The 21,637-nt window shown below is 42.9% G+C and carries 14 protein-coding genes; 6 read left to right on the plus strand and 8 right to left on the minus strand.

Features of this window, described 5'->3' with window-relative positions:
* Positions 1 to 71: 71 nt before the first annotated feature.
* From MLE17_RS12755 to MLE17_RS12765, 3 genes are all read right to left on the minus strand, one after another.
* Positions 72 to 3,083 (minus strand): hypothetical protein, encoded by a 3,012-nt coding sequence (locus MLE17_RS12755; RefSeq protein WP_243349092.1) that lies wholly within the window; start codon positions 3,081 to 3,083, stop codon positions 72 to 74.
* A gap of 1,714 nt (positions 3,084 to 4,797) precedes the next feature.
* Complete coding sequence (locus tag MLE17_RS12760; protein WP_243349093.1) at positions 4,798 to 7,194, minus strand: transglycosylase domain-containing protein; 2,397 nt, start codon at positions 7,192 to 7,194, stop codon at positions 4,798 to 4,800.
* 685 nt (positions 7,195 to 7,879) lie between these two features.
* Entirely contained in the window at positions 7,880 to 8,641 is a 762-nt protein-coding gene (locus MLE17_RS12765) for an IS5 family transposase (protein ID WP_243349094.1), read from the minus strand.
* Between the two features lie 570 nt (positions 8,642 to 9,211).
* Between MLE17_RS12765 and thrS the strand changes: the two genes are divergently transcribed.
* The 4 genes from thrS (at position 9,212) to rplT (ending at position 12,729) form a co-directional block, all read left to right on the plus strand.
* On the plus strand, positions 9,212 to 11,152 hold the full coding sequence (gene thrS / locus MLE17_RS12770; protein ID WP_243349095.1) for a threonine--tRNA ligase: 1,941 nt from the start codon (positions 9,212 to 9,214) through the stop codon (positions 11,150 to 11,152).
* A gap of 243 nt (positions 11,153 to 11,395) precedes the next feature.
* The gene (gene infC / locus MLE17_RS12775; RefSeq protein ID WP_243349096.1) at positions 11,396 to 12,007 is read left to right on the plus strand and encodes a translation initiation factor IF-3; all 612 of its coding nucleotides are present in this window, start codon (positions 11,396 to 11,398) and stop codon (positions 12,005 to 12,007) included.
* 66 nt (positions 12,008 to 12,073) lie between these two features.
* The gene (rpmI, locus tag MLE17_RS12780) at positions 12,074 to 12,271 is read left to right on the plus strand and encodes a 50S ribosomal protein L35 (RefSeq protein WP_243349097.1); all 198 of its coding nucleotides are present in this window, start codon (positions 12,074 to 12,076) and stop codon (positions 12,269 to 12,271) included.
* A gap of 107 nt (positions 12,272 to 12,378) precedes the next feature.
* Complete coding sequence (gene rplT, locus MLE17_RS12785; protein WP_243349098.1) at positions 12,379 to 12,729, plus strand: 50S ribosomal protein L20; 351 nt, start codon at positions 12,379 to 12,381, stop codon at positions 12,727 to 12,729.
* A 166-nt stretch (positions 12,730 to 12,895) separates the two neighbouring features.
* On the opposite strand, the gene rplS is transcribed toward rplT, so the two are convergent.
* From rplS to MLE17_RS12805, 4 genes are all read right to left on the minus strand, one after another.
* On the minus strand, positions 12,896 to 13,243 hold the full coding sequence (gene rplS / locus MLE17_RS12790; protein WP_243349099.1) for a 50S ribosomal protein L19: 348 nt from the start codon (positions 13,241 to 13,243) through the stop codon (positions 12,896 to 12,898).
* A gap of 152 nt (positions 13,244 to 13,395) precedes the next feature.
* Positions 13,396 to 14,736, minus strand: coding sequence for a TolC family protein (locus tag MLE17_RS12795; RefSeq protein ID WP_243349100.1), 1,341 nt, complete (start codon positions 14,734 to 14,736; stop codon positions 13,396 to 13,398).
* Positions 14,737 to 14,748: 12 nt separating this feature from the next.
* A complete protein-coding gene (locus tag MLE17_RS12800; RefSeq protein WP_243349101.1) occupies positions 14,749 to 15,864 on the minus strand; it encodes an efflux RND transporter periplasmic adaptor subunit in 1,116 nt (371 codons plus the stop codon).
* Positions 15,865 to 15,985: 121 nt separating this feature from the next.
* The gene (locus MLE17_RS12805; protein WP_243349102.1) at positions 15,986 to 17,251 is read right to left on the minus strand and encodes an ABC transporter permease; all 1,266 of its coding nucleotides are present in this window, start codon (positions 17,249 to 17,251) and stop codon (positions 15,986 to 15,988) included.
* Between the two features lie 306 nt (positions 17,252 to 17,557).
* Between MLE17_RS12805 and MLE17_RS12810 the strand changes: the two genes are divergently transcribed.
* On the plus strand, positions 17,558 to 19,714 hold the full coding sequence (locus MLE17_RS12810) for a hypothetical protein (protein WP_243349103.1): 2,157 nt from the start codon (positions 17,558 to 17,560) through the stop codon (positions 19,712 to 19,714).
* 259 nt (positions 19,715 to 19,973) lie between these two features.
* Here MLE17_RS12810 and MLE17_RS12815 read toward each other — a convergent pair whose 3' ends face one another.
* Positions 19,974 to 20,519 carry a 30S ribosomal protein S16 gene (locus MLE17_RS12815; RefSeq protein WP_243349104.1) on the minus strand — a complete coding sequence of 182 codons (546 nt, stop codon included), beginning with the start codon at positions 20,517 to 20,519 and terminating at the stop codon, positions 19,974 to 19,976.
* Between the two features lie 278 nt (positions 20,520 to 20,797).
* On the opposite strand from MLE17_RS12815, the gene MLE17_RS12820 reads away from it, so the two are divergent.
* On the plus strand, positions 20,798 to 21,571 hold the full coding sequence (locus tag MLE17_RS12820; RefSeq protein ID WP_243349105.1) for a TetR/AcrR family transcriptional regulator: 774 nt from the start codon (positions 20,798 to 20,800) through the stop codon (positions 21,569 to 21,571).
* Positions 21,572 to 21,637 lie beyond the last annotated feature (66 nt).

A 21,637-nucleotide genomic window follows, 5' to 3' on the forward strand; every position in this document is an offset into this window, starting at 1 on the left:
TGACATCGTTAGCCAAAACCAGACTGATAGCAAAAAATCAATGAATAGAACCGCTTTCTTTATATTCCCCATTAAGGGACCACCACTTTTTTAATAAAACGACCTCTTTTATTTTGGACAATGACACAGTACACCCCTACAGACAAACACTCTACAGGGACTGTTTTCATCTCAGTCAATTTACCTCTCCAAAGCAATTGACCCGCCATATTTGTGACCTCCACAACCGATCCATACCAATTGTTCTCTTTTGCAGCTTCCAGGACAATCCTCTTATCAGCATCAAGATACAACTGAAGATTATCAATATCGACAGGACAATCGCCTGCCGCGATTTCGGGCATTGTATTAATCGACAAGGAAAAACGGTCTTTAGTCTGGATAGCCGGGGAAGAAAAGTGATAGGCCGTACTATCAGTCAAATCATACATCTTATTCAACAGATGATCTACAAGCCAGACCCTGACTCCGGCGCCAAAATTCAGAAACTCCGTCATACGGATGGTATAGGCATTGGCATGCCCGGTAGAGAACCCAAGCTGCAGATTATCTCTCCCCTGAAACTCTGGCCTACCGTTAATCACCATCTTTTCACCACCGACATAGGTGTAAATTTCCGGAATAGAATCATTCCCATTGGACATTTTGTAGGAGTCAAGATCATCAAATCCGCTTTGCGCCATCGGAGTGTATCGCACTATGGCCTCATCGGAATATTTCCCATTAGAAACCTGTAAACGGATAATTTTCTGGTCATCCACCACTCCACTTCGCAAATTATTACTTACCGGATGACTCCGCACCGAATTGGGAAACCCCAATTCATTATCCGACTCGTACGCAAACACCCAAAACGCCTGTACCGGAGGTATATATCTGGAGACATTGCCATTACCACTCACATTTGTCCCTACTCCCTGATTATAAGTTTCAAAGAAATACTTCCCCAAAGTACTGCTTTTAGTACGATACCAGATCGTCGGAAGGAGATTTTTCCGTATCGTATTGGGACTATCCCAATCCACACAGGATGGGTAAGGATTCCCGGCCAGGTAAAAACCCCGTTTGGACTTACCGTTTAGCGTTCGGGGCAGTATAACGGAGGAAAGATTTGTATTTAAAACACCTCCGGAAAATATGATTTGGCCATCTTCTTCTGAGGATTTACAGACAACATACCCACTTAACGGTAACAAACGTTCATCGTCAGAGACTGTAAGCCATGACGCACCAGCTTCATCATATTTCCACAAATCATATCCGGCTTGTGAAGCGACCACTCCCTTAGCCGATGCAACCGGGGAAGCAATATACCAGTTACGTCCCGCCGGGAGCCATTGTTCCACCCTATATTCTCCACTTCCACCCACAGGGCCGTTATCCAATAATGTGGCTATTCCCTTTTCTCCATTACTTTTCAGGGCAAAGACCCCGTTATTGGTTATCGATCCGCTGACACTCAAACGAACCGCAGGTGAAACTTCCAGATCTGCACCGGACAAGACATTCATGTTGCCCGCTAAAGTCAGATTGGTATTCATGGTTTTCACCCCGATCCCACTGCATGTAAGATTATTGTAGTTAAAAGCAGGAATGTTTTGATTCCCGCCATTAAAATCAATGGTACTTCCCGTAGTAACATATTTTTTACCACTTTGAAAAGTTGCTGTAGGTAAGAAAACTCCAGCCACACCGATAATACCAGACGGAGCCAGGGTCACACTTGTGGTATTATGCGCACCGCTGATCTTCAGGTGATAATAATTGAATGCAGGAACTATCTGGGAAACCGTCCCGTTGAAATCAACCGTGTTCTCCCGGTCAGAAGCAGAAAGATTGGTTATCGTCATCTCGTCTCCGAGATTCAAAATTGCATTTTGCGTCTGACTAAGAGTTCCTGTTCCAGCCAACCGCTTCGTTACTGATAGTGCATTCTGATTAGTTAGTGTGATCCCATTAACGGTCAGGTATGGAATAGAAAGATTTCCATTTACTGTTTGCGGAGTAGCATCAAAAGACTGAATCCCTGTACCGGCATTGAAAGTACCCCAGTTGGCCAATCCTCCAAGATAAGAAACATCCTCATTTCCGGTGTTGTTCCATGTACCGCCTGCCTCCACTATAACCTTCCCTGTAAAAGTCTTCGTGCCATATCCCGAAGTAATCGTAAAAATAGAACTATTGGCAATATCCGATATTCCGCCCACACTCAGGTCGTGATTCATCACCGAAAAAGTCGCCCTGTTGACTCCATCCCCTATCAGGAAATCCCTGCCAATGCTCAATCCGACAGCCGTAGAAACAGAAACTGTCCCTGCCAATACTAGATTTCCGGAAATAGAATTCATCGAAGAAGAAAGTGTTTTTATTCCGCTGCCGGAAAGGGTAAGATTATTATAGGTAAATGCATGTATGGACTGGTCACCTCCGGTGTAGTTTACCGTTCCCGCTCCGGCAACCAGAGCTCCTCCGGTTTGTGTCCCGGTTACGGTTTGAGTTAAAAAAGCACCACCTACATTTAATGTTCCTGAACCGGAAAAAGCAATAGTAGCACTAGCTCCCTGATTAGCGGTGGTGATATCCCCTGTCACAGTCACAGTCCCGGTTGAAATTAGTATCTGATGACGATTGTAGCTTCCTCCATCAGTAAACGCAATGGCTCCGGCCTGCAGGGTTCCGGCTCCGACATCAATCGTATTGTGATATGTAGTTCCCGTTCCGTCAGACCGGGGAATCGTTATCGTTCCTGAGACGACCAGACTTCCACCTGCGCCAATTAACAATGTTGTATTCTGGCTTTTCCCTCCGGCGAACGAAACCCCGGCACAAGCTCCTGAAGATGAAACAGTAATGGTTCTTCCACCTTCCAGCACCACATCATCACCAGCCCCTGGATAAACACCAGCTCCAACCACAACTCCACCGGAAGTGAGCGACCAACATGTATTATTGGTCCAGTCACCATTATTTACCGAATAAAAAGTCGTAGCCTGGGCTACTGAACCCTCACCAAATAATCCGATCAAGAGTGTCGCAATAATCAATGCAACCCTCTTTATCAATTCATTTCTTACCCTTCTCATATCCTTTTGACTTTTAAGATTACTCATTAACACCTCTGAATCTCATCTCAGGAGCATCCTATAATTCTCATTCTTCATTAACCCCTCAAAAACAAACAATAATTTATATCCACAAACAATAAACACCGCAATTTTAATATTTTTCATCTACAACACCAAAACAAAACAGTGAAAATGCCATCAATTTTCACATAACACATCAATCCATATACTTAAATAGCATTCTATACCAACCCTTGCTTCCCGCAAAAGGATTAATAGCAACACACTTTAGGCCACCATCCCCTGAAATCCAGACGCCATAAATTGCCACATCTACCACCGGGCTATTAAGGGCAAAGCATTGACTATTGAGGGGGTGGCTTTGAAGTTACCCCTTCAATAAAACGACAAAATCGCCCTACCTCTTCTTATTAACGTTTCCTATCCTGCCTTTAGAAAAAGAGCATATAATCTCCCTTTCCAACAAAAGCCTTTCTCCGATGTTACATATATGTTTTGAAAACAATGAAAGAAAAAAGTATAATCAACTACGTAACAACCTCAGAACAACACACAAACAGACAGTCACTGATTCCGCCAGGAGTACCTTAAAGCAGACTTGCACTATCGTATTTGTGTGGAATCTTGCATTTTGAGGTTTAGAGTACGTGAAAGAAGTTAAAGAGAGGAAGAGTGTGAATGGTATGATTGCCAGAGAAATTAATTTAATGAATATCCCAATAACCACCTATAGCTCCAATCGAAATCTGATATTACGGTGCTCTGTTCCTTTGTTTTCCCGGGATTCAATTTTTTCTACAAATATTACTGGGCTCTACCCCTTCTCATGCTGATGTTTGGTGCTGAGCACCAAAATATTTGCAGCAATATGGATAACACCAACAAGCTTTAGGTGCAGCGCACCGTAATATGTGTTTCGTCTAGCGGCTTAGGTGAATATCCGGATATTCAGTTTAATTTATTTCATCTCAAAGATGACGGGTAAGATGGTATTAGAAGAAGGAATCGGGTAGGAGAAACGGGATTAGTTCCCGTTTCGACCTCCCACACCACCGTACGTGCCGTTCGGCATACGGCGGTTCATTAAACTTGACAAGATTCTTTCCAACAAATCTTGTCTGGATCGCCTGATGTGGTTGCAGATTGATACTCGGCACTCCATATTACCCTTCGGCTTCCAGCCTATCTATCATACGGTAGTCTCCTTCAACTGGAGTTGACTGCTGTCTACATATCTTTCTAGACTTGGCTTCATTTAATCCGGTTAATGTTCAGCCCTTCCCCTCGATACACGGGTACTATGGCCTCTGCTGACTCCTGACTGCTCAGACCGACATCACTGCCGGTGTTGTTCCGAGGGTTTTACGAAACGTGTCCAATCAGGTCTCCCCGGGTAAGATCGTTAGCTTTCATCTCATATACCTGCTGCATTTACTCCAAAGGGGGCGGGTAGTATAGGACTTTGTTTTGTGTAGCAAACTCATCCGCCCTCTGTTAGCCTTATATGCAGTTTCTGTTCGTCAGACCAAGACTTTGCCGCCGGCTTCCTTTAGATTCGCAGTCACCCACGACACCCTTGCCTTTGGCTAATGATTCCTACTACCAAGCTCATAGCGGACTTACACCGACTAGTTAACGACCATGCCGGGCGCACTACAAAAAAAAGGGCGCGATTTGAAATCGCGCCCTTCATTTATTTCGGAATATTTTCTTATTCTGTAGGTTCAGCCGGAGTCTCTTCAGCAGGCTGCTCCGCATCAGGCATAGGCTCTATACCTTCGGTTGATTCCAGGGAATCGGACGCAGACGAACGCTGCATATAAGTGTGACAGGAATAGTTACGGGTAATGGTCTGCTTAGGCTTAGCCGGGAATTTACCCCGATACTGCGCTAAGGCAGGATCAGCAAGCACCTTTTCCATAAACATAGCAAATATAGGCAATGCAGATTTACTACCTTCACCCAGACTACCAGTCCGGAAGTGAACCGCGCGATGTTCTCCTCCTACCCAGGCACCTCCTACCAATTTCGGCGTTACGCCGACAAACCAGGCATCAGAGTGATTGGAAGACGTTCCGGTTTTACCTCCGAAATCGGTATTCCATTTGAAGAGATCCCACTCCCACAAAGCCTGTGTGGTTCCGCCCGGCTCGGTAAGACCGCCCTTCAGCAACTCCAGCATCAACCAGGCATCTTCATAAGGAATCGCAGGACGCACCACCGGTTTGTAAGTATAAATCACATTACCGTCGCGGTCTTCGATGGAAGTCACCAACACCCGCTCATGGTAATTACCTTCATTTACCACTGTACAGTAAGAATTCACCAGCTCTAACAGAGAGACATCCGAAGCACCTAACGACAAAGCCGGAATCTCTTCAAGCGGCGTTTTAATACCCATCAAGTGGGCATATTTCACGATATCTTTCAGTCCGACCTGTTGTGCCAACTGCACGGCAATAGAGTTAATAGACCGGGCAAAAGCATTCTTAAGTGTAATCGGATAGCCCCCAAAGCGGCCATCGGCATTGTGCGGATTCCACATCTTATCTTCACCATTTTCACGGTAAGGCCATGAAACTTGTTTATCCGTCATCATATCGCATGGCGACATACCGTGCATCATCGCAGCCGTATAAACAAAGAGCTTAAAGGTAGAACCCGGCTGGCGCTTCGACTGGCCTACATTATCGTATTGCCAGTATTTAAAGTTTACGTCACCCACCCAGGCACGGACAAAACCACTCTCCGGCTCCATCGCCATAAAACCGGCGTGCATGAAACGATTCATGTAACGAATCGAGTCCATAGGGCTCAACTCTTTTTCAATTTCTCCTTTTTCGTAATCGAAAAGCTTAATCTTGTGAGGGCGGTTCATGTAAACATGAACCGAATCCATGTTATTCGCAAAACGCGTCTTAAGCGCACGATAATACTCTGTTCTTTTGGCTATATCCTCAATAAAACTAGGAATCTCCTGATGGTTCTCATCCTGCCATGGGTTTTGTCCCTGCCAGTGTTCGTTGAAACGTTTTTGCACGCGTCGCATCTGCTTATCCACCGCCTCTTCGGCATATTTCTGCAAACGCGTATCAATGGTAACGTGAATTTTCAACCCGTCAGAATAGAGGTCATAACCATTTTGCTTACACCAACCCTCAAGCTCTTTGGCCAGATAAGACCGGAAGTGCAGGGCGTCACCGTCGAAAGCCTGCTCAATGCTATAATCCAGCTTAATCGGCAACTGCTTCAGAGAGTCGCACTCCCGTGCTGTTATTACATTATGACTAAGCAAATTATCCAACACAACATTCCGGCGTTCCATAGAACGTTTGGGGTGTAAAATCGGGCTGTAAGATGTGGTCGCTTTCAACAAGCCAACCAGCGTAGCAGACTGTTCCGTCGTTAGTTTAGACGGAGTTGTTTTGAAGAAAGTTTTAGCGGCAGTTTTGATTCCGTATGCATTACTTCCAAAGTCAACGGTATTGAGATACATCGTCAGAATCTCATCCTTCGAGTAAAACATTTCTATCTTAACCGCTGTAGTCCATTCTTTCGTCTTGGCAACCAATAGTTTTATGCCTGGGATATAGCCAAAAATTCCGGTAGAATACTGCTTACGCGTCTTAAACATATTCTTGACCAACTGCTGGGTAATGGTACTAGCCCCGCGACTACGCCCATGCATAGCATCTTTGGCCGCTGCAAAAATACCTTTAAAATCCACACCATGGTGACTGTAAAAGCGCTCATCTTCCGTTGAAATCAGAGCTTTGATCAACATCGGTGAAATCTCGTTATACTCCACCGGCATACGATTCTCGTGGAAATATTTACCAATCACCTTTCCATCGGCGCTGATAATCTGCGAAGCGACACTCTGGTTAGGATCCTTGATACTCTTCATACTGGGCGATTTACCAAACAGCCACAAAAAGTTTATATCAACTAAGAAAAGATAGAGCAAAAAAAGTACCAGAAAGGAGATAATCAGATTGGCAATCTTGCGATACCAGGGTAGAGTACGAAAACGGGCTCTTCGTTTCACCCGCCACGCTTTTAGCTTTGTCCAGTATAACCGGAGAGAAGACATAATCTTTTTCAACATGTAGATTTTGATTTTGCAAATGCAAAGGTAAAACGATTTAACGGGTTATGTTATTGCTAAAATGAAATATTTTCTGAAGAAAAGATAGGCTGTCGTTAAAAAAGCAAGAAATCTGACATACATAGCAGGCGGTTTGGATTGCGACAGCACAAAATAAACGGTAACTCTGCTACGGACGATGTGGGTAAAATTGTTAAATGAATATTCCGGATAACTACCTATAAATCCAGTCACCTCTGATATTATGGTACTCTACACCTTTGTTTTCTGGAGATTCAATTTTTTCTACAAATATTACGGGACTCTGTCCCGTCTCATGCTGATAATAGGTAGAGCACCCTGATATTTGTAGAAATATGAACAATACCACTCTGCATTAGGCGCACCACACCATAATATATACTTCGAAAAGTGGATTAGAGAAATATCCGGATATCCATCATACGTTATCATTAGTAATGATATCCCCATTTCTTGATGCCGCTTTCGCGGTTAGAAAACAAGCTGGATATAAATACGAATCTTCCAGATTAGCGCTTTCAGGGTATTTAAAACAGCTAGCTCCGCTCATCCTCTACAGACACTCCGATGATGCTCTAGAGACCCTCTAGAGATGCTCTACAGTTAAGAAGAGATAGCCGTAGATTTTCAGGCTACACATTAAGAAACTGTCTCAAAAGTCAAGTTAAAGTCTATTCAGCACAAGTTTTATCATAGCTAAACGAATCATAGTTTCACTGGTGTCAGTTCTAAACTCGAAGTCTTTAGACAGTCTTCGATTACTTTCAAACCAAGAAAAAGTTCTTTCTACTACCCATCTTTGAGGTATAACCTGAAATTTAGGAGAATCGTCTTTACGTAAGACTATTTCCAGAATGAGCTTAAAGTTAGATTTGGTGTATTCGATTAGTTCACCAGGATAGCCACCATCTGCAATAATCTTGACGAGTCTGTCAAATCGATTTTTTAAAAGAGCGAGTACTTTTGGTGCAGACTTGCTATCGTGCTCTTTTGCAGCATGCACAGCCACGGCCAAAAGTAATCCCAAAGTATCAACAATTATGTGTCTTTTGCGTCTCTTGGTTTTCTTGCCACCATCTATTCCACGACAAATACCGCCACTGCGGGTTGTTTTGACGGATTGGCTGTCTATTAAACCAAGGCTTGGGGATTTTTCCCGACCGGCTTTTTGGCGTACTTTATCACGAAGGAGTTCGTGTATTCTGTCAATGGTTTCATTATGCCTCCAAACCGTAAGATAGTAATACACTGTCTGCCACGGCGGAAAATTAAAAGGGAGCATTCGCCATTGACACCCTGTTTTAAGCAAATAGAAGATTGCGTTGAGTATATCTCGCAATTTATGTTTTCGAGGGCGTTTGTTGTTGAAAACGCCTTCAATTAAGCTCCACTGGCTATCGGTAAGGTTGGTTGGGTATTGTTTCATCGTACTCTATGTGTTTGGTATCCATAAAGTCACGAAAACAAATCCAACTAAACAACTGATAGTCAGCTAATTGTTAATTGATTTTTCAAACGGTTTCTAACACAAATACAACACAATTCCCTACGAATTATCGCCAAAACACCCCACTCCACAACAATATATCACACACAAAAATCCGCACTATCAAAACAAAGCCCCTCCAACTTTAGACTCTTACAAGTATATACCACTTATTGATTTTTCTCTTTCCTCTTTCGCAACCTCTGAAAAGCAAATCATGAAAACGAAACAATATTGCATTTTGAGACCTTCTTAATCTTAGGTAACTAACAGAGAAAAGCACAGAGTTCAACAGTAATTTCACAAACCCGACCTCTAGAGCTCTGAGTTAATAGTAAATGCCAAAACATGAAACACCTCAGAAATATCCACAATATCAGCGCAGCTTAACATTGCAAAGCCAATCCCATTTGTGAACTCAATTTTCGCAAACCAAAGTAGCCGGACTATACAGAAAAATCGTATTTTTGCACTCCAAAATTAATAACACTCAATCAGGAGATTATCAAGATGATAAAAATAACTTTTCCGGATGGATCAAACCGCGAATTTGCAGCAGGCGTAACTCCTCTGCAAGTAGCCGAAAGCATCAGTCCGCGCCTGGCTCAGGATGTACTGGCAGCCAGCATCAATGGAGAAGAATGGGATCTGAGCCGTCCGGTAAACGCTGACAGTTCAATCAAGTTATTCAAATGGGACGATGCTGAAGCTAAACACGCTTTCTGGCATTCTTCTGCTCACTTGATGGCTGAAGCTTTGCAAGAGCTTTATCCTCATATTAAATTCGGTATTGGTCCGGCTATTGAAAACGGATTCTATTACGACGTAGATTCAGGCGAACAGCCGCTTCGAGACAGCGACTTCGAAAAAATCGAAAAGAAAATGCTGGAGCTTGCCACTCAAAAGCAGGAGATCGTACGTCAGGAAATTTCAAAAGAAGATGCATTGAAAATGTTTGGCGATCGTGGTGAGGTGTACAAAACCGAGCTGATCTCCGAACTTGAAGACGGTACTATTACCACCTATTCACAAGGTTCGTTTACCGATCTTTGCCGCGGACCTCACTTACCTAACACCTCTCCGATCAAAGCCGTTAAACTGATGGCATTGGCCGGAGCATACTGGCGTGGTGATGAAAAACGCAAACAGCTGACCCGTATCTACGGTATCACTTTCCCTAAAAAGAAGATGCTGGATGAATATCTGGCACTGCTTGAAGAGGCGAAAAAACGTGACCACCGTAAAATCGGTAAAGAACTCGAGCTTTTCGCTTTCTCTGAAGCGGTAGGTAAAGGTTTACCATTGTGGTTACCTAAAGGAACAGCTCTTCGCAGCCGTCTGGAAGACTTCCTGAAACGTATTCAGAAACGTTTCGGATATCAACAGATCATGACTCCGCACATCGGATTAAAAGGACTTTGGGAAACGTCAGGCCACTGGGCAAAATATGGCAAGGATTCATTCCAACCGATTTTGACTCCGGAAGAAGATGAAGTATTCCTGATGAAACCGATGAACTGTCCATTCCACTGCGAAATCTATAAAACCGCTCCCCGTTCATACAAAGACCTGCCTTTGCGTTATGCTGAGTTCGGTACCGTTTACCGTTACGAGCAAAGTGGCGAGTTGCACGGTTTGACACGGGTACGAGGCTTTACTCAGGACGATGCGCACATCTTCTGCCGCCCTGACCAGTTGAAAGAGGAGTTCCAAAAAGTGATGGATATTATCTTCATCATCTTTGGCGCATTGGATTTCAAAAACTTCGAAGCGCAAATCTCACTCCGTGATCCTAACAACAAAGAGAAATACATTGGCTCGGATGAAGTTTGGGAAAAATCAGAGCGTGCGATCGTGGAAGCCTGTCAGGAAAAAGGATTAAACGCCCGCGTGGAATTGGGTGAAGCTGCTTTCTACGGTCCGAAACTGGACTTCATGGTGAAAGATGCAATCGGTCGCCGTTGGCAGCTGGGAACCATCCAGGTGGACTACAACCTGCCAGAACGCTTCGAACTGGAATATAACGGCTCTGACAACCAGAAACACCGTCCGGTGATGATTCACCGCGCACCATTCGGTTCGATGGAACGCTTCGTAGCCGTATTGATCGAGCACACCGGTGGTAAGTTCCCGTTATGGCTAACTCCGGATCAGGTAGTTATCCTGCCGATCAGTGAAAAATTCAACGATTACGCACAACAAGTGGCTAACGAACTGGCTCAACAGGACATCCGCGCTATAGTGGACGACCGTAACGAGAAGATCGGCCGTAAGATCCGCGACAACGAGTTGAAACGTATTCCTTACCTTTTAATTGTGGGTGAGAAAGAAGCCGAAAACGGCGAAGTATCAGTTCGCAAGCAAGGTGAAGGCGATAAAGGAACACTGAAAGTGGCTGATTTCGCTGCTGAAATCACAGCTGAAGTGGAACGCCAGATGACCAGCTGGTAATTCTTTGGTTTGAAACAATTTACCCCTAAATATCAACGGAAGAGCGATATATTCGCTCTTCCGTTTTTCATTTTTTCAGCATTCAACAAAAATTGAATCAAAAACCACAAACAAAAGCACCGTAACATAGTGCTAATTCCGTAAATATTACTACTTTTGCGCTGTTTTTCGGATTAATACAACCTTTTCATTGATCTGATACCAACAAATAAACAAACGTAAAAGGAGGAAATTTTTCTATTAATGAGAATAGACAATAGACAAAAGGACAGACTAAAAGACAAACAAAAGGACCAACACAGAATCAATAACTTTATTCGTGTAAAAGAGGTTCGTCTTGTAGGTGAAAACATAGAACAAGGTGTGTACCCTGTACAGGAAGCACTTAAAATGGCTGAAAACCTTGAGCTGGATCTGGTAGAAATATCCCCGACAGCGGTTCCCCCTGTTTGTAGAATCATGGATTATCAGAAGTTTCTGTATCAGCAAAAGAAGAAACAGAAAGAGCAGAAAGCTAAATCCACCAAAATCGTTGTTAAGGAGATCCGTTTCGGACCTCAAACTGACGACCACGACTACAACTTCAAGCTGAAACATGCGAAAAGCTTCCTCGAAGAAGGATCTAAAGTAAAAGCTTACGTATTCTTCAAAGGACGCTCTATCCTGTTCAAAGAGCAGGGAGAAGTTTTACTGCTTCGTTTTGCCAACGAACTTGAAGATTACGCAAAAGTGGATCAGTTGCCGGTACTCGAAGGTAAACGCATGATCATCATGCTTTCACCGAAGAAAAAAGAGAAAGCAGCTGAAAAACCAAAACCGGCAGCTCCTGTTGCTGAAAAGCCCAAAGCGGAATAACGAGCAAAAGCAAATCGCGGAGACGCGACATTTCTATATTTACTAATAAATAAACACTGAGAAAAAATGCCTAAGATGAAAACTAATTCCGGTGCCAAAAAAAGGTTCACCCTTACCGGATCAGGAAAAATCAAAAGAAAACATGCTTTTAAACGTCACATTCTGACTAAAAAAACCAACAAACAGAAGAGAAATCTTACTCAGGATGGTTTAGTTCACCCAGCTGACGTAAACAACGTTAAACTGTTGCTGAGATTGAAATAATCTCCGACATTAAAAGCAATTTTTAAAAGGATTTTTATTTAACCGAATGACTTTAGCCTGAAAAGTTCACCGCGAAGGTGGCGCTAACATTCACAACATCAAAAATTATGCCTAGATCAGTAAATCACGTTGCTTCAAGAGCAAGAAGAAAAAAAGTTCTGAAATTAACCAGAGGTTACTTTGGTTCAAGAAAAAACGTTTGGACCGTAGCTAAGAATACCTGGGAAAAAGGTTTGACTTACGCTTACCGCGACCGTAAAGCGAAAAAACGCAACTTCCGCGCATTGTGGATCCAACGTATCAACGCAGCTGCACGCGTAAACGGTATGTCTTATTCTAAATTGATGGGCGCTTTGCACAAAGCTAACATCGACATCAACCGTAAAGTTTTGGCCGACTTGGCCATGAACCACCCGGAAGCATTTGCTGCTATCGTAGAAAAAGCAAAAAACGCTTAATCATACTTCCACGATAAGACTGAAAAGCGGGACTCTTTACTGAGTTCTGCTTTTTTTTGTTTTTACTATTGGGGATACGACTTTTAGTCGCACTCCCCATATAAAAATAAAAAAGGCCTCCCGAAAAATCAGGAAGCCTTTGTACTTTTTGAATACAGAAAACAGATTACACTCTTTTTTCTTTGATTCTTGCTTTTTTACCAGTAAGAGCGCGGAGGTAGTACAGCTTAGCGCGACGTACTTTACCCACTTTGTTAACAGTGATGCTTTCAATGAACGGAGAGTTGATCGGGAAAATACGCTCAACACCAACGTTGTTAGAAATTTTGCGAACTGTAAAACGTTTGTTCTGACCGTGACCAGAGATACGGATTACATCACCACGATACTCCTGGATACGCTCTTTGTTACCCTCTTTAATACGGTAAGCCACTGTTACAGTGTCACCGCTTTTAAATTTAGGATGCTCTTTACCGCTTTCAAATGCCTGTTCGGCAATTTTAATAAAGTCCATTTTGTTATTGAATTAAAATGTTTGACGAAACGCAATATACACAGGTAACTCTTTTTCCTGTCAGAGATTACGAAAAGCGTGCAAAATTACAAATATTCCGGCTCACCCACAAGCTTTCCCTTGTTTATCTTCCGATAAATCAACGATTAAGTTTAATTCAACCACGGTTTTCCCATATAGAAATCCAGAATCTTACACCGGAATACCAACTCATATTTTGCCTGAATTTCCTCAGACAAAGCTTTCAAACGGCGGTTATTGGCTTCGTTATACTCGTAGGAAGTTGCCTTTCCGGCACTGTGCTTATCATAGGCAAATCGAAAAGCCACTTGTGAGGCCTCTACCGATTTTCGGGAAGCATTGTACTTATCCCGCGAAGCCACTGCATTATAATAAGCTTGCTGAATGTCTTTACGAAGGGTCTTCCTGACACTTTCAAGAGCCAGTTGCTGCTGGATAATATTGTTCTTAGCCTGTTTCACCTGATCTTTGGTCTCAAAACGATTGAATATCGGAATAGAGAGTGAAAAGCCCAATGTGCGGCGGCTATTTTGATTTAGCTGGTCTGAGAGAGACGGATTAACCGAATTATAGGTATGATAATAACCATTACTGTAGGAGGCTCCGAAGCTCAAAGACGGGAAATACCCGGAACGTGCAATTGCCAGATTATTCCGACTCTGTTCAAACCGGGATTCTGCCGCTTTAACAGATGGACGGGTTCCTAAAGCCTGATTAAAAATAAGCTCTGCATCGGTTATATTGGACAAGCCGACCAACATCAGACTGTCTATTTGAGGTTCTATTACATCAAAATCCTTTACCTGATCAAGCTCCAGCAATTGAGCTAAATCAACTAAAGACAATTGTAAATTTGTATATGCAGTCGTGGCATCACTCTCTTTTACAGCTAACGTAGCATTGGCTTCCGAGACCTCCGATTCGGCAGCACTACCGGCTTTTACCCGCTCTTTGGCTCGCTCTGCCAACTCTTTATTCAAAACGATCTGCTCTTTGGCCACCTTATAGATCTCACGGTTGTAAAGAATCTGCAAAAAAGAGGAGGCAATATTCAGGGAAATATCTTCCTTTACTTTATCGAGGTCAGCCATCGCGGCTTTTACACTCCACTCATTAGCCTTAATCTGGTTAGTAATCCGGAAACCGGTAAAAATCGGAGTATTTGAGCTCAGACTGAATCCTGTTGAAGCCGATTGACTGTTATCCACAATATTATTACTCCTGTTTAAGGAACGGCCAAAATCAAAACTCTGATTCACCCCCCCACTCAAATCAGGCAACCGGCTCATCTTCGACGTATGCAACTGTATCTCCGCGGACTCTTTATCAATGGTCTTTTGCTTTATTTGAATATTGTGAGACATGGCATAATCAATACACTGTTGCAAAGTCCATTTTTCCTGACCATAACTCAACAGCGATACCATTAGAAATCCAACAACAAGACAAACTCCTTTTGAATTGAATGACATAAACCTTTTCATTTATCTGTTTTGCACCTTAAGTTTCTCTATCTTATTTCCACGCAACTTATCTTTCATCAAAAGTCCCGAAACCACCTCCAGGTTAATTCCGTCCGACATACCGATTTTGATATTCTTCTTTTCAAACTTCTGCTCCGGCTTTTCTTCTTTAAGAATATTAACAAAAGCGGAATCGTGACTGAATTCCACGGTACTTTCCGGAATAATCATCACCTTTTCCCGTTTCCCCAGGATAATCTCGGCATTAGCACTATATCCGGCGCGTACGAATACACCTAAAGGAATCTTTGCAGCGGCTTTTATCTCAAACAAAATCGCTCCATTCTCCTCAACTCCTTTCGGTGAAACATACTCCAATACCGCATCAAACCGTTTATCCTGCAAAGCTCCAATGGTCAGCGAAATAGGCATACCCTCACGTACCCGACCAACTTCAGTTTCATCAATCTTCCCCTTGAAAATCATATTCCCCATATCGGCAACCGAAGCGATAGTGGTTCCCTCGTTGAAGTTATTCGCCTGAATCACTGAATTTCCCACTTTAATCGGAATATCAAGGATCATACCTGAAATAGTGGCCTTTAGCTGAGTTGTGCTGTATTTGGCCGAACGTTTGGAGATACCATCGCGGACGATCTGCAAAGATTCTTTTGCATTTTCGAGCTCCTCCATCGCCTTCTTGTATGTTGCGTCAACCTTTTCAAAGTCATCCTTTGAAATTATACCTTTCTTAAATAAGGTATTCTGACGATCATAATCTGCTTTGGCCTGGTCTTTGGAGATGACGGCCAGATTAACCCGCGATTCGGCTGAAGTCAGCGCTCCCATCTCCGGAATGACTTTCACCTTGGCAATCACCTCCCCTACCTTAACCATATCGCCCGCTTTCTTGTAAATTTCGGCAACAATACCGGAAATCTGGGGCTTAATAAGCACCTCATTGCGGGGCTCCACCTTACCGGTAGCTACAGTTTTCTTCTCCACGTTTCCGATTTTAGGCTTTACAATCTCAAAAACCTCTTTAGCCGGTTGTGATTTTTTCCACAGGAAAACGAATATCCCGATAAAAGCCGCTGCTATTATGACTATAAGCAGGATCCTGAATACTTTTTTCATACGTCAATATTTATTTTTGTTTTACCTTCAGATCGAATTCGCAAACAATGCCATACACCCTGGTGAATATTAGTGTATGCCCGTTTCATATAAGATTTATGATTTTAGGAAATGGATTCGTTTATTCTTCACGTATAGCATCAATGGCCTTAATCTGCAAAGCTCTCCAGGCAGGAATAAAACCGGCGATTATTCCCGCAAAAACCAAAATAACCAATGCCAGAATTGCCGACCAAAAACTCACCTGCGGATGCGCAAAGAATGTGCCTTCATGAGTATTTTCCCGCGTCGCGGTCAGAATCGAATCGACAACAGTGAGCAACCCGACACCTAAACAAAGACCCAACATCCCGGCCAACAAAGTCAGAATAAGACTTTCGCTGATAATCTGACTGATAATAACGCGCGGTTTAGCCCCTAGGGCCCTTCGTATTCCTATCTCCTTGGTTCGTTCCCTTACTGTTACCAACATGATATTACTCACTCCGACAATACCAGCAAATAGCGTCCCCAATCCTACAATCCAAACCAGGATCGAAATACCTAAAAACAGATAATGGAACATCGTAAACTGTTTCTCCAGATTAACGCCCCCCACAGCCTGGCTATCGGTCGGAGAAATACTATGTTGCTCTTTCAGTACGGTCTTAATCTGGTCCTCAATCAGACTCACCTTGTAATCATCTTCTGCAGTTATACAGAGTAAGTGTATTTTATCACCATAATTGTAAGCCTGTTGCATGGTGGTAAATGGTAAAATAACACTCTCTTCCATCGGGCCGTTGATTCCAATCATAGTAATCGGATTTATTACTCCAACCACACAATAGTACATCCCATTCACCTTAACCAACTCTCCGACTGGATTCTGTCCTTTCTGAAAAAGCTCTTCGTAAACGCGCCGTCCAATGACACATACTTTTCGTTTTTCATAAATATCAATATCATTGATAAACCGGCCGTAAATCAACTGTTGGTGGTCAATCTTATCATATACAGGATAAAAGCCCTTAACATTATAAGCTCCGGCTTTATCTTTGTGAACGGTATTGTTTGCTGAATTTCCACCAAAGATCATCGGTGTAATATATTGAATATGGGAGACTTTACTTCGAATGATTTCAACGTCACTGTTTTTCATATTCCAGTAACGTCCCTTGCGGAAGCCTTTATAAGGTTCAGAAGTTGAATTTGTCCAGAAAAAGCAGGAGTTAGTCGAAAAGCCACGAATGCCTTCCATGATGCCATTCTCAAGGCCTTTCCCTGAACCAGCCATGACAACCAGCATAAAAATTCCCCAGAATACCCCGAAAGCGGTCAGTATACTGCGCATTTTATTCCGGGTAATCGTCACCCAGATCTCTTGCCATCGATCTAAATCAAACATTCTCTTGTGTTTAGATAGCAAATATATGAAAAAACAAATATTTGTTTACAAGCATGGGGTAAATATCTTTTGAAAAAGATCAAAGACCTACAGATACAGAAAACAAATAAGAAAAGAAAGTTCAAAACGCAGTGATTTATAAAGCATTTAACCAATACCAATTTATCCACAAAATATACCAGAAAAGACTATTCTTTACCCGTCGCTACCAGACACCAACTCAACGGGGATATGTAACTTTGGAAACCGAAAACAAACACCTTTAATCAACACATTTCAATTCTTAAAAACCATTATTCTAGCTCCATGACTAAATCAACTCTACACAAATCCTGCATATCAGGAATCTTTATAGTTGCTTTTTTACTGCTTGCCTCTATCTCTTTAGTTAAGGCCGAAATAACACCCGCCTTTCCCGGCGCAGAAGGGTTCGGCAGATATACCACCGGAGGACGCGGAGGCGCAGTTTACCACGTCACATCAACAGCTGATGACGGTTCTGCGGGAACCTTCCGCTGGGCTTTAAACAAAAGCGGTAAGCGAACCATTGTGTTCGACGTTTCGGGTACAATACACCTCACCTCTACCCTTAGCGTCTCAACGGGGTACGTAACCATAGCAGGACAAACCGCCCCCGGAGATGGCATCTGCGTAGCCGATTACCCATTCACCATCAATGCCAGCAATGTTATTATCCGCTTTATGCGCTTCCGGTTGGGAAACCTCTTCGTAGCTTATCATGAAGGAGATGGTCTGGGAGGTATGGATCAGGAAAACGTCATCGTTGATCACTGCTCGGTTAGCTGGAGTATTGACGAATGTTGCTCGGTATATGGAATGAAAAATATGACTGTTCAATGGTGTATCGTATCTCAGAGTTTACGTAATGCCGGTCACGTAAAAGGAGCCCATGGATACGGCGGTAACTGGGGTGGTTCGGGAGCCAGCTACCACCACAACCTGATTTGTCACCACGACAGCCGTGCACCTCGTCTTGGCCCGCGTGCCACAACCCAAACCGACGAACGTATGGATATGCGCAACAATGTCATTTACAATTGGGGCGGAAACGGCTGCTATGGCGGGGAAGGTATGAAGGTCAACATTGTAAATAACTATTATAAGCCGGGACCCGGAACCATCCAAAGAGGTGGATCTATCCCTTATCGCATCGCAGCTATCGGCATACGTACCACTGCGTATTGCGAAACCTACCCGGCATTCGCCCCGATGCTTCATGTATGGGGAAAATATTTCGTAAACGGAAATTACATCAATGGCTACAGCAATGTTACTGCCGATAACTGGACAAATGGTATTTATGCACAGATATCTAATTCAACCAACGATTATTTGTTTACCGATGTCACAAAAGATACGATGAAGATTTCTGCGCCCATTGATTTTGTTTACACAACTACACATACCGCCGAAGCAGCTTATGATAAAGTTTTAAAATATGCCGGGGCTTCGCTATCACGCGACTGGGTGGACACACTAATGGTATATGACACCCGCTACGGCAAAGCATCACACACAGGAGCCGGAAGTGGCGATGTTTATGGCATCATTGATACGCAGGATGATAACAAGCCAGCAAATGCGGGTAGTGACTGGAATGCCTGGCCTACCCTTATCAGCAAACCCTGCCCCACAGATACAGACCAGGACGGTATGCCGGATGTATGGGAAACCGCCAACAGTCTGGATCCCAATAACGCCTCGGATGGCAACACCCTGGACAACGACGGTTATACAATGCTGGAAGTATATCTGAACAGCCTCGTAGCGAATACCATCTCTGATCAAAACGCCGGAGGTACGGCTGCCGGATACACAACAAACAACACAGTTAAAACAAACAAAGTTACGCTATCTCAAAGCACATACAGTGGCACTTCCGGGGCATCATCTCCCTGGACCTTCAATGATGGTTACAGCATCACAAACAGCAATTCCAAGACATACGCAACCGGAAGTGAAATGGGTATTAAATTCTCAACCGGTGTAAAGTTTACGGTTAATGTACCCACGGGAGTCGTTGTCGATAGCGTTATGTTTGTGGGATATGACAACTATGCGGGAACCGATTCATACATCAGCGAATTAAACGGAACTTCATTTACATCTACAAACTACGTATTTACCCAAAAGACTTCAAGCGGAACCTATACCGTTTGTACCAACAAAATACCATTGGCTACTCCTGCATCCGGTTCATTTACTTTTACCGTAAGTGGAAACCAAATTGTAGCCTACCTGATATTAAGTACCCATTCAGCATCAATGGGCACTCAATCAACAACCGTTTTGGCAGCAGATCTCAATGCCCCGGTAAATGTATATACAATTGACGGACGCCTGATTCGTGCCAATGTTATTCGAAGCAAATCCACAGAGGGATTGCAAAAGGGAATATATATTGTCGATAACAAAAAGGTTGTAGTGGACAGACAATGGTAAATCCATAACACAATAGCATATTAATCTTTTTCTGGAAGGGAATTTTCGCTCAATCCGTAAGCGAAAGTCCCCTTTCTGCTTTTCCATCAATCTCGTGGTGCTTCCGCAATGTTTAAATCACAACGTGATGCCCTATGATTATTTGGCAGCAAGCATGGAATACCCCACCGATAATTCCAAGGGGATGGACACAAAAAAACCCCACCGAATCGGTGAGGTTTCCAAAAAGTAAAAAAGGGATTTCCTTTATTTGCCAATATTATTCAGCAGCAGGAGCCTCTTCTTGTGCAGGAGCTTCAGTTGCTTCTTCAACCGGAGCTTCAGCGGCAGCAGCGGCAGCAGCTGCTTCAGCTTTTTTCTGAGCTAATGCTTCAGCTTTTGCTTTGTTTACTTCTTGTTCTGCAGCCAGACGTTTTGCAGCTTCAGCTTTAGCAGCTTCGCTCAATTTGCTTTTTACGCCTTGTACAGCAGATTGTTTAGTACCAGTCCAGCTTTCGAAACGTTTTTCAGCTTCTTCAGCAGTGAATGCACCTTTGTTTACACCTCCCAACAAGTGTTTTTTCAACAAAACACCTTCTTTTGAGAGAATGCTTCTTGCGGTGTCAGTAGGCTGAGCACCGGTTTGCAGCCAATACAAAGCTCTTTCGAAGTTCAAATCTATTGTAGCAGGATTTGTGTTCGGATTATAAGAACCAATCCTTTCAATAAACTTACCATCTCGTGGAGCCCTGCTGTCAGCAACTACAACTTGATAGAACGCATAACCTTTGCGTCCGAATCTTTGCAATCTGATTTTTGTTGCCATTGATTTTGTTTTTAATGAATTAAGTTTTGCTTTATATTAGCGGGCGCAAAGATACGAATATTTTACAGATTGACAATCTGTAAGATAAATTTATTTCACCAGATTATCTCGGGGCTATTTTCCCCTGATTATCTCTTGTTTTCAAAATGGATTAATCCGGAAACTTTTCATATTATTCAGCCTCCTTCTTCCTTTAGAAATACAAAAAAATTAACTACTTTCGTATTTCTGAATCAATTATCCTATCCAAACTCACAGTCACAACAAATACGACGGTTATGAAAGAAGAGCAAGACAACATGCATGAAAGCACCGAATCCTCGGATAAAAAACGACTCCGCAGAAGCAAAAAACTGATTAACAACGAAATAATGAAAGCCGTATCGTATATAATCGGCGAACAGGGATTCAGCAGACTGGGTATAAACACTGTTTCCGAGCAGGCTCAGGTGGAAAAACCATATATCTACCGAAACTTCGGGACTTTTGAAAAGGTTCTTGAGGAGTATATACTGAAAAATGATTTTTGGCTTCGTTTCATTATTCAACGCTCTTTCCAGAAAAATGAAGAAGGGTATTTCGATATCCACACCACTTTCACAAACCTGATGGTAGACCTGTACAAAACAATGGATGACAACCGGGATTTCCGCAATATGATCCTGTGGGAGCTTTACGAAAACACCCCCTTCATCCGAAGCAATGCCGAACGCCGTGAAATTGAATCGGGTGAACAAATGATATTGCTACACGATCATTTCAAAGATGTAAATATTGACATAGAAGCAATTACCGCATTATTCATCTCCGGCATTTACTATCTAGTGCTTCACAAGAACGTCTCCACGTTCTGCGGAATTGATTACAAAACCCTGGAAGGAAAGAAACGGATGATTACAGCTCTTAAAAACCTTAGCGATATGCTTTTTGAGCAGGCTGAACAAAAGAAAACCATCATTAAACGTATGTTGGCCAAGGGGATTGATCATCAGATCATTGCCGAAGTTGTAGAAGTTGACAAGAATTACGTCATGCGCTTTGTTGAAAAATAACCGTTCTCACACCCCTATATCAGCGAAAAGCTCTGTCCAAATTTTCATTGAACAGAGCTTTTCTTG

Source organism: Parabacteroides sp. FAFU027 (assembly GCF_022808675.1).
In the GTDB taxonomy this organism is placed as follows: domain Bacteria; phylum Bacteroidota; class Bacteroidia; order Bacteroidales; family UBA7332; genus CAXXIC01.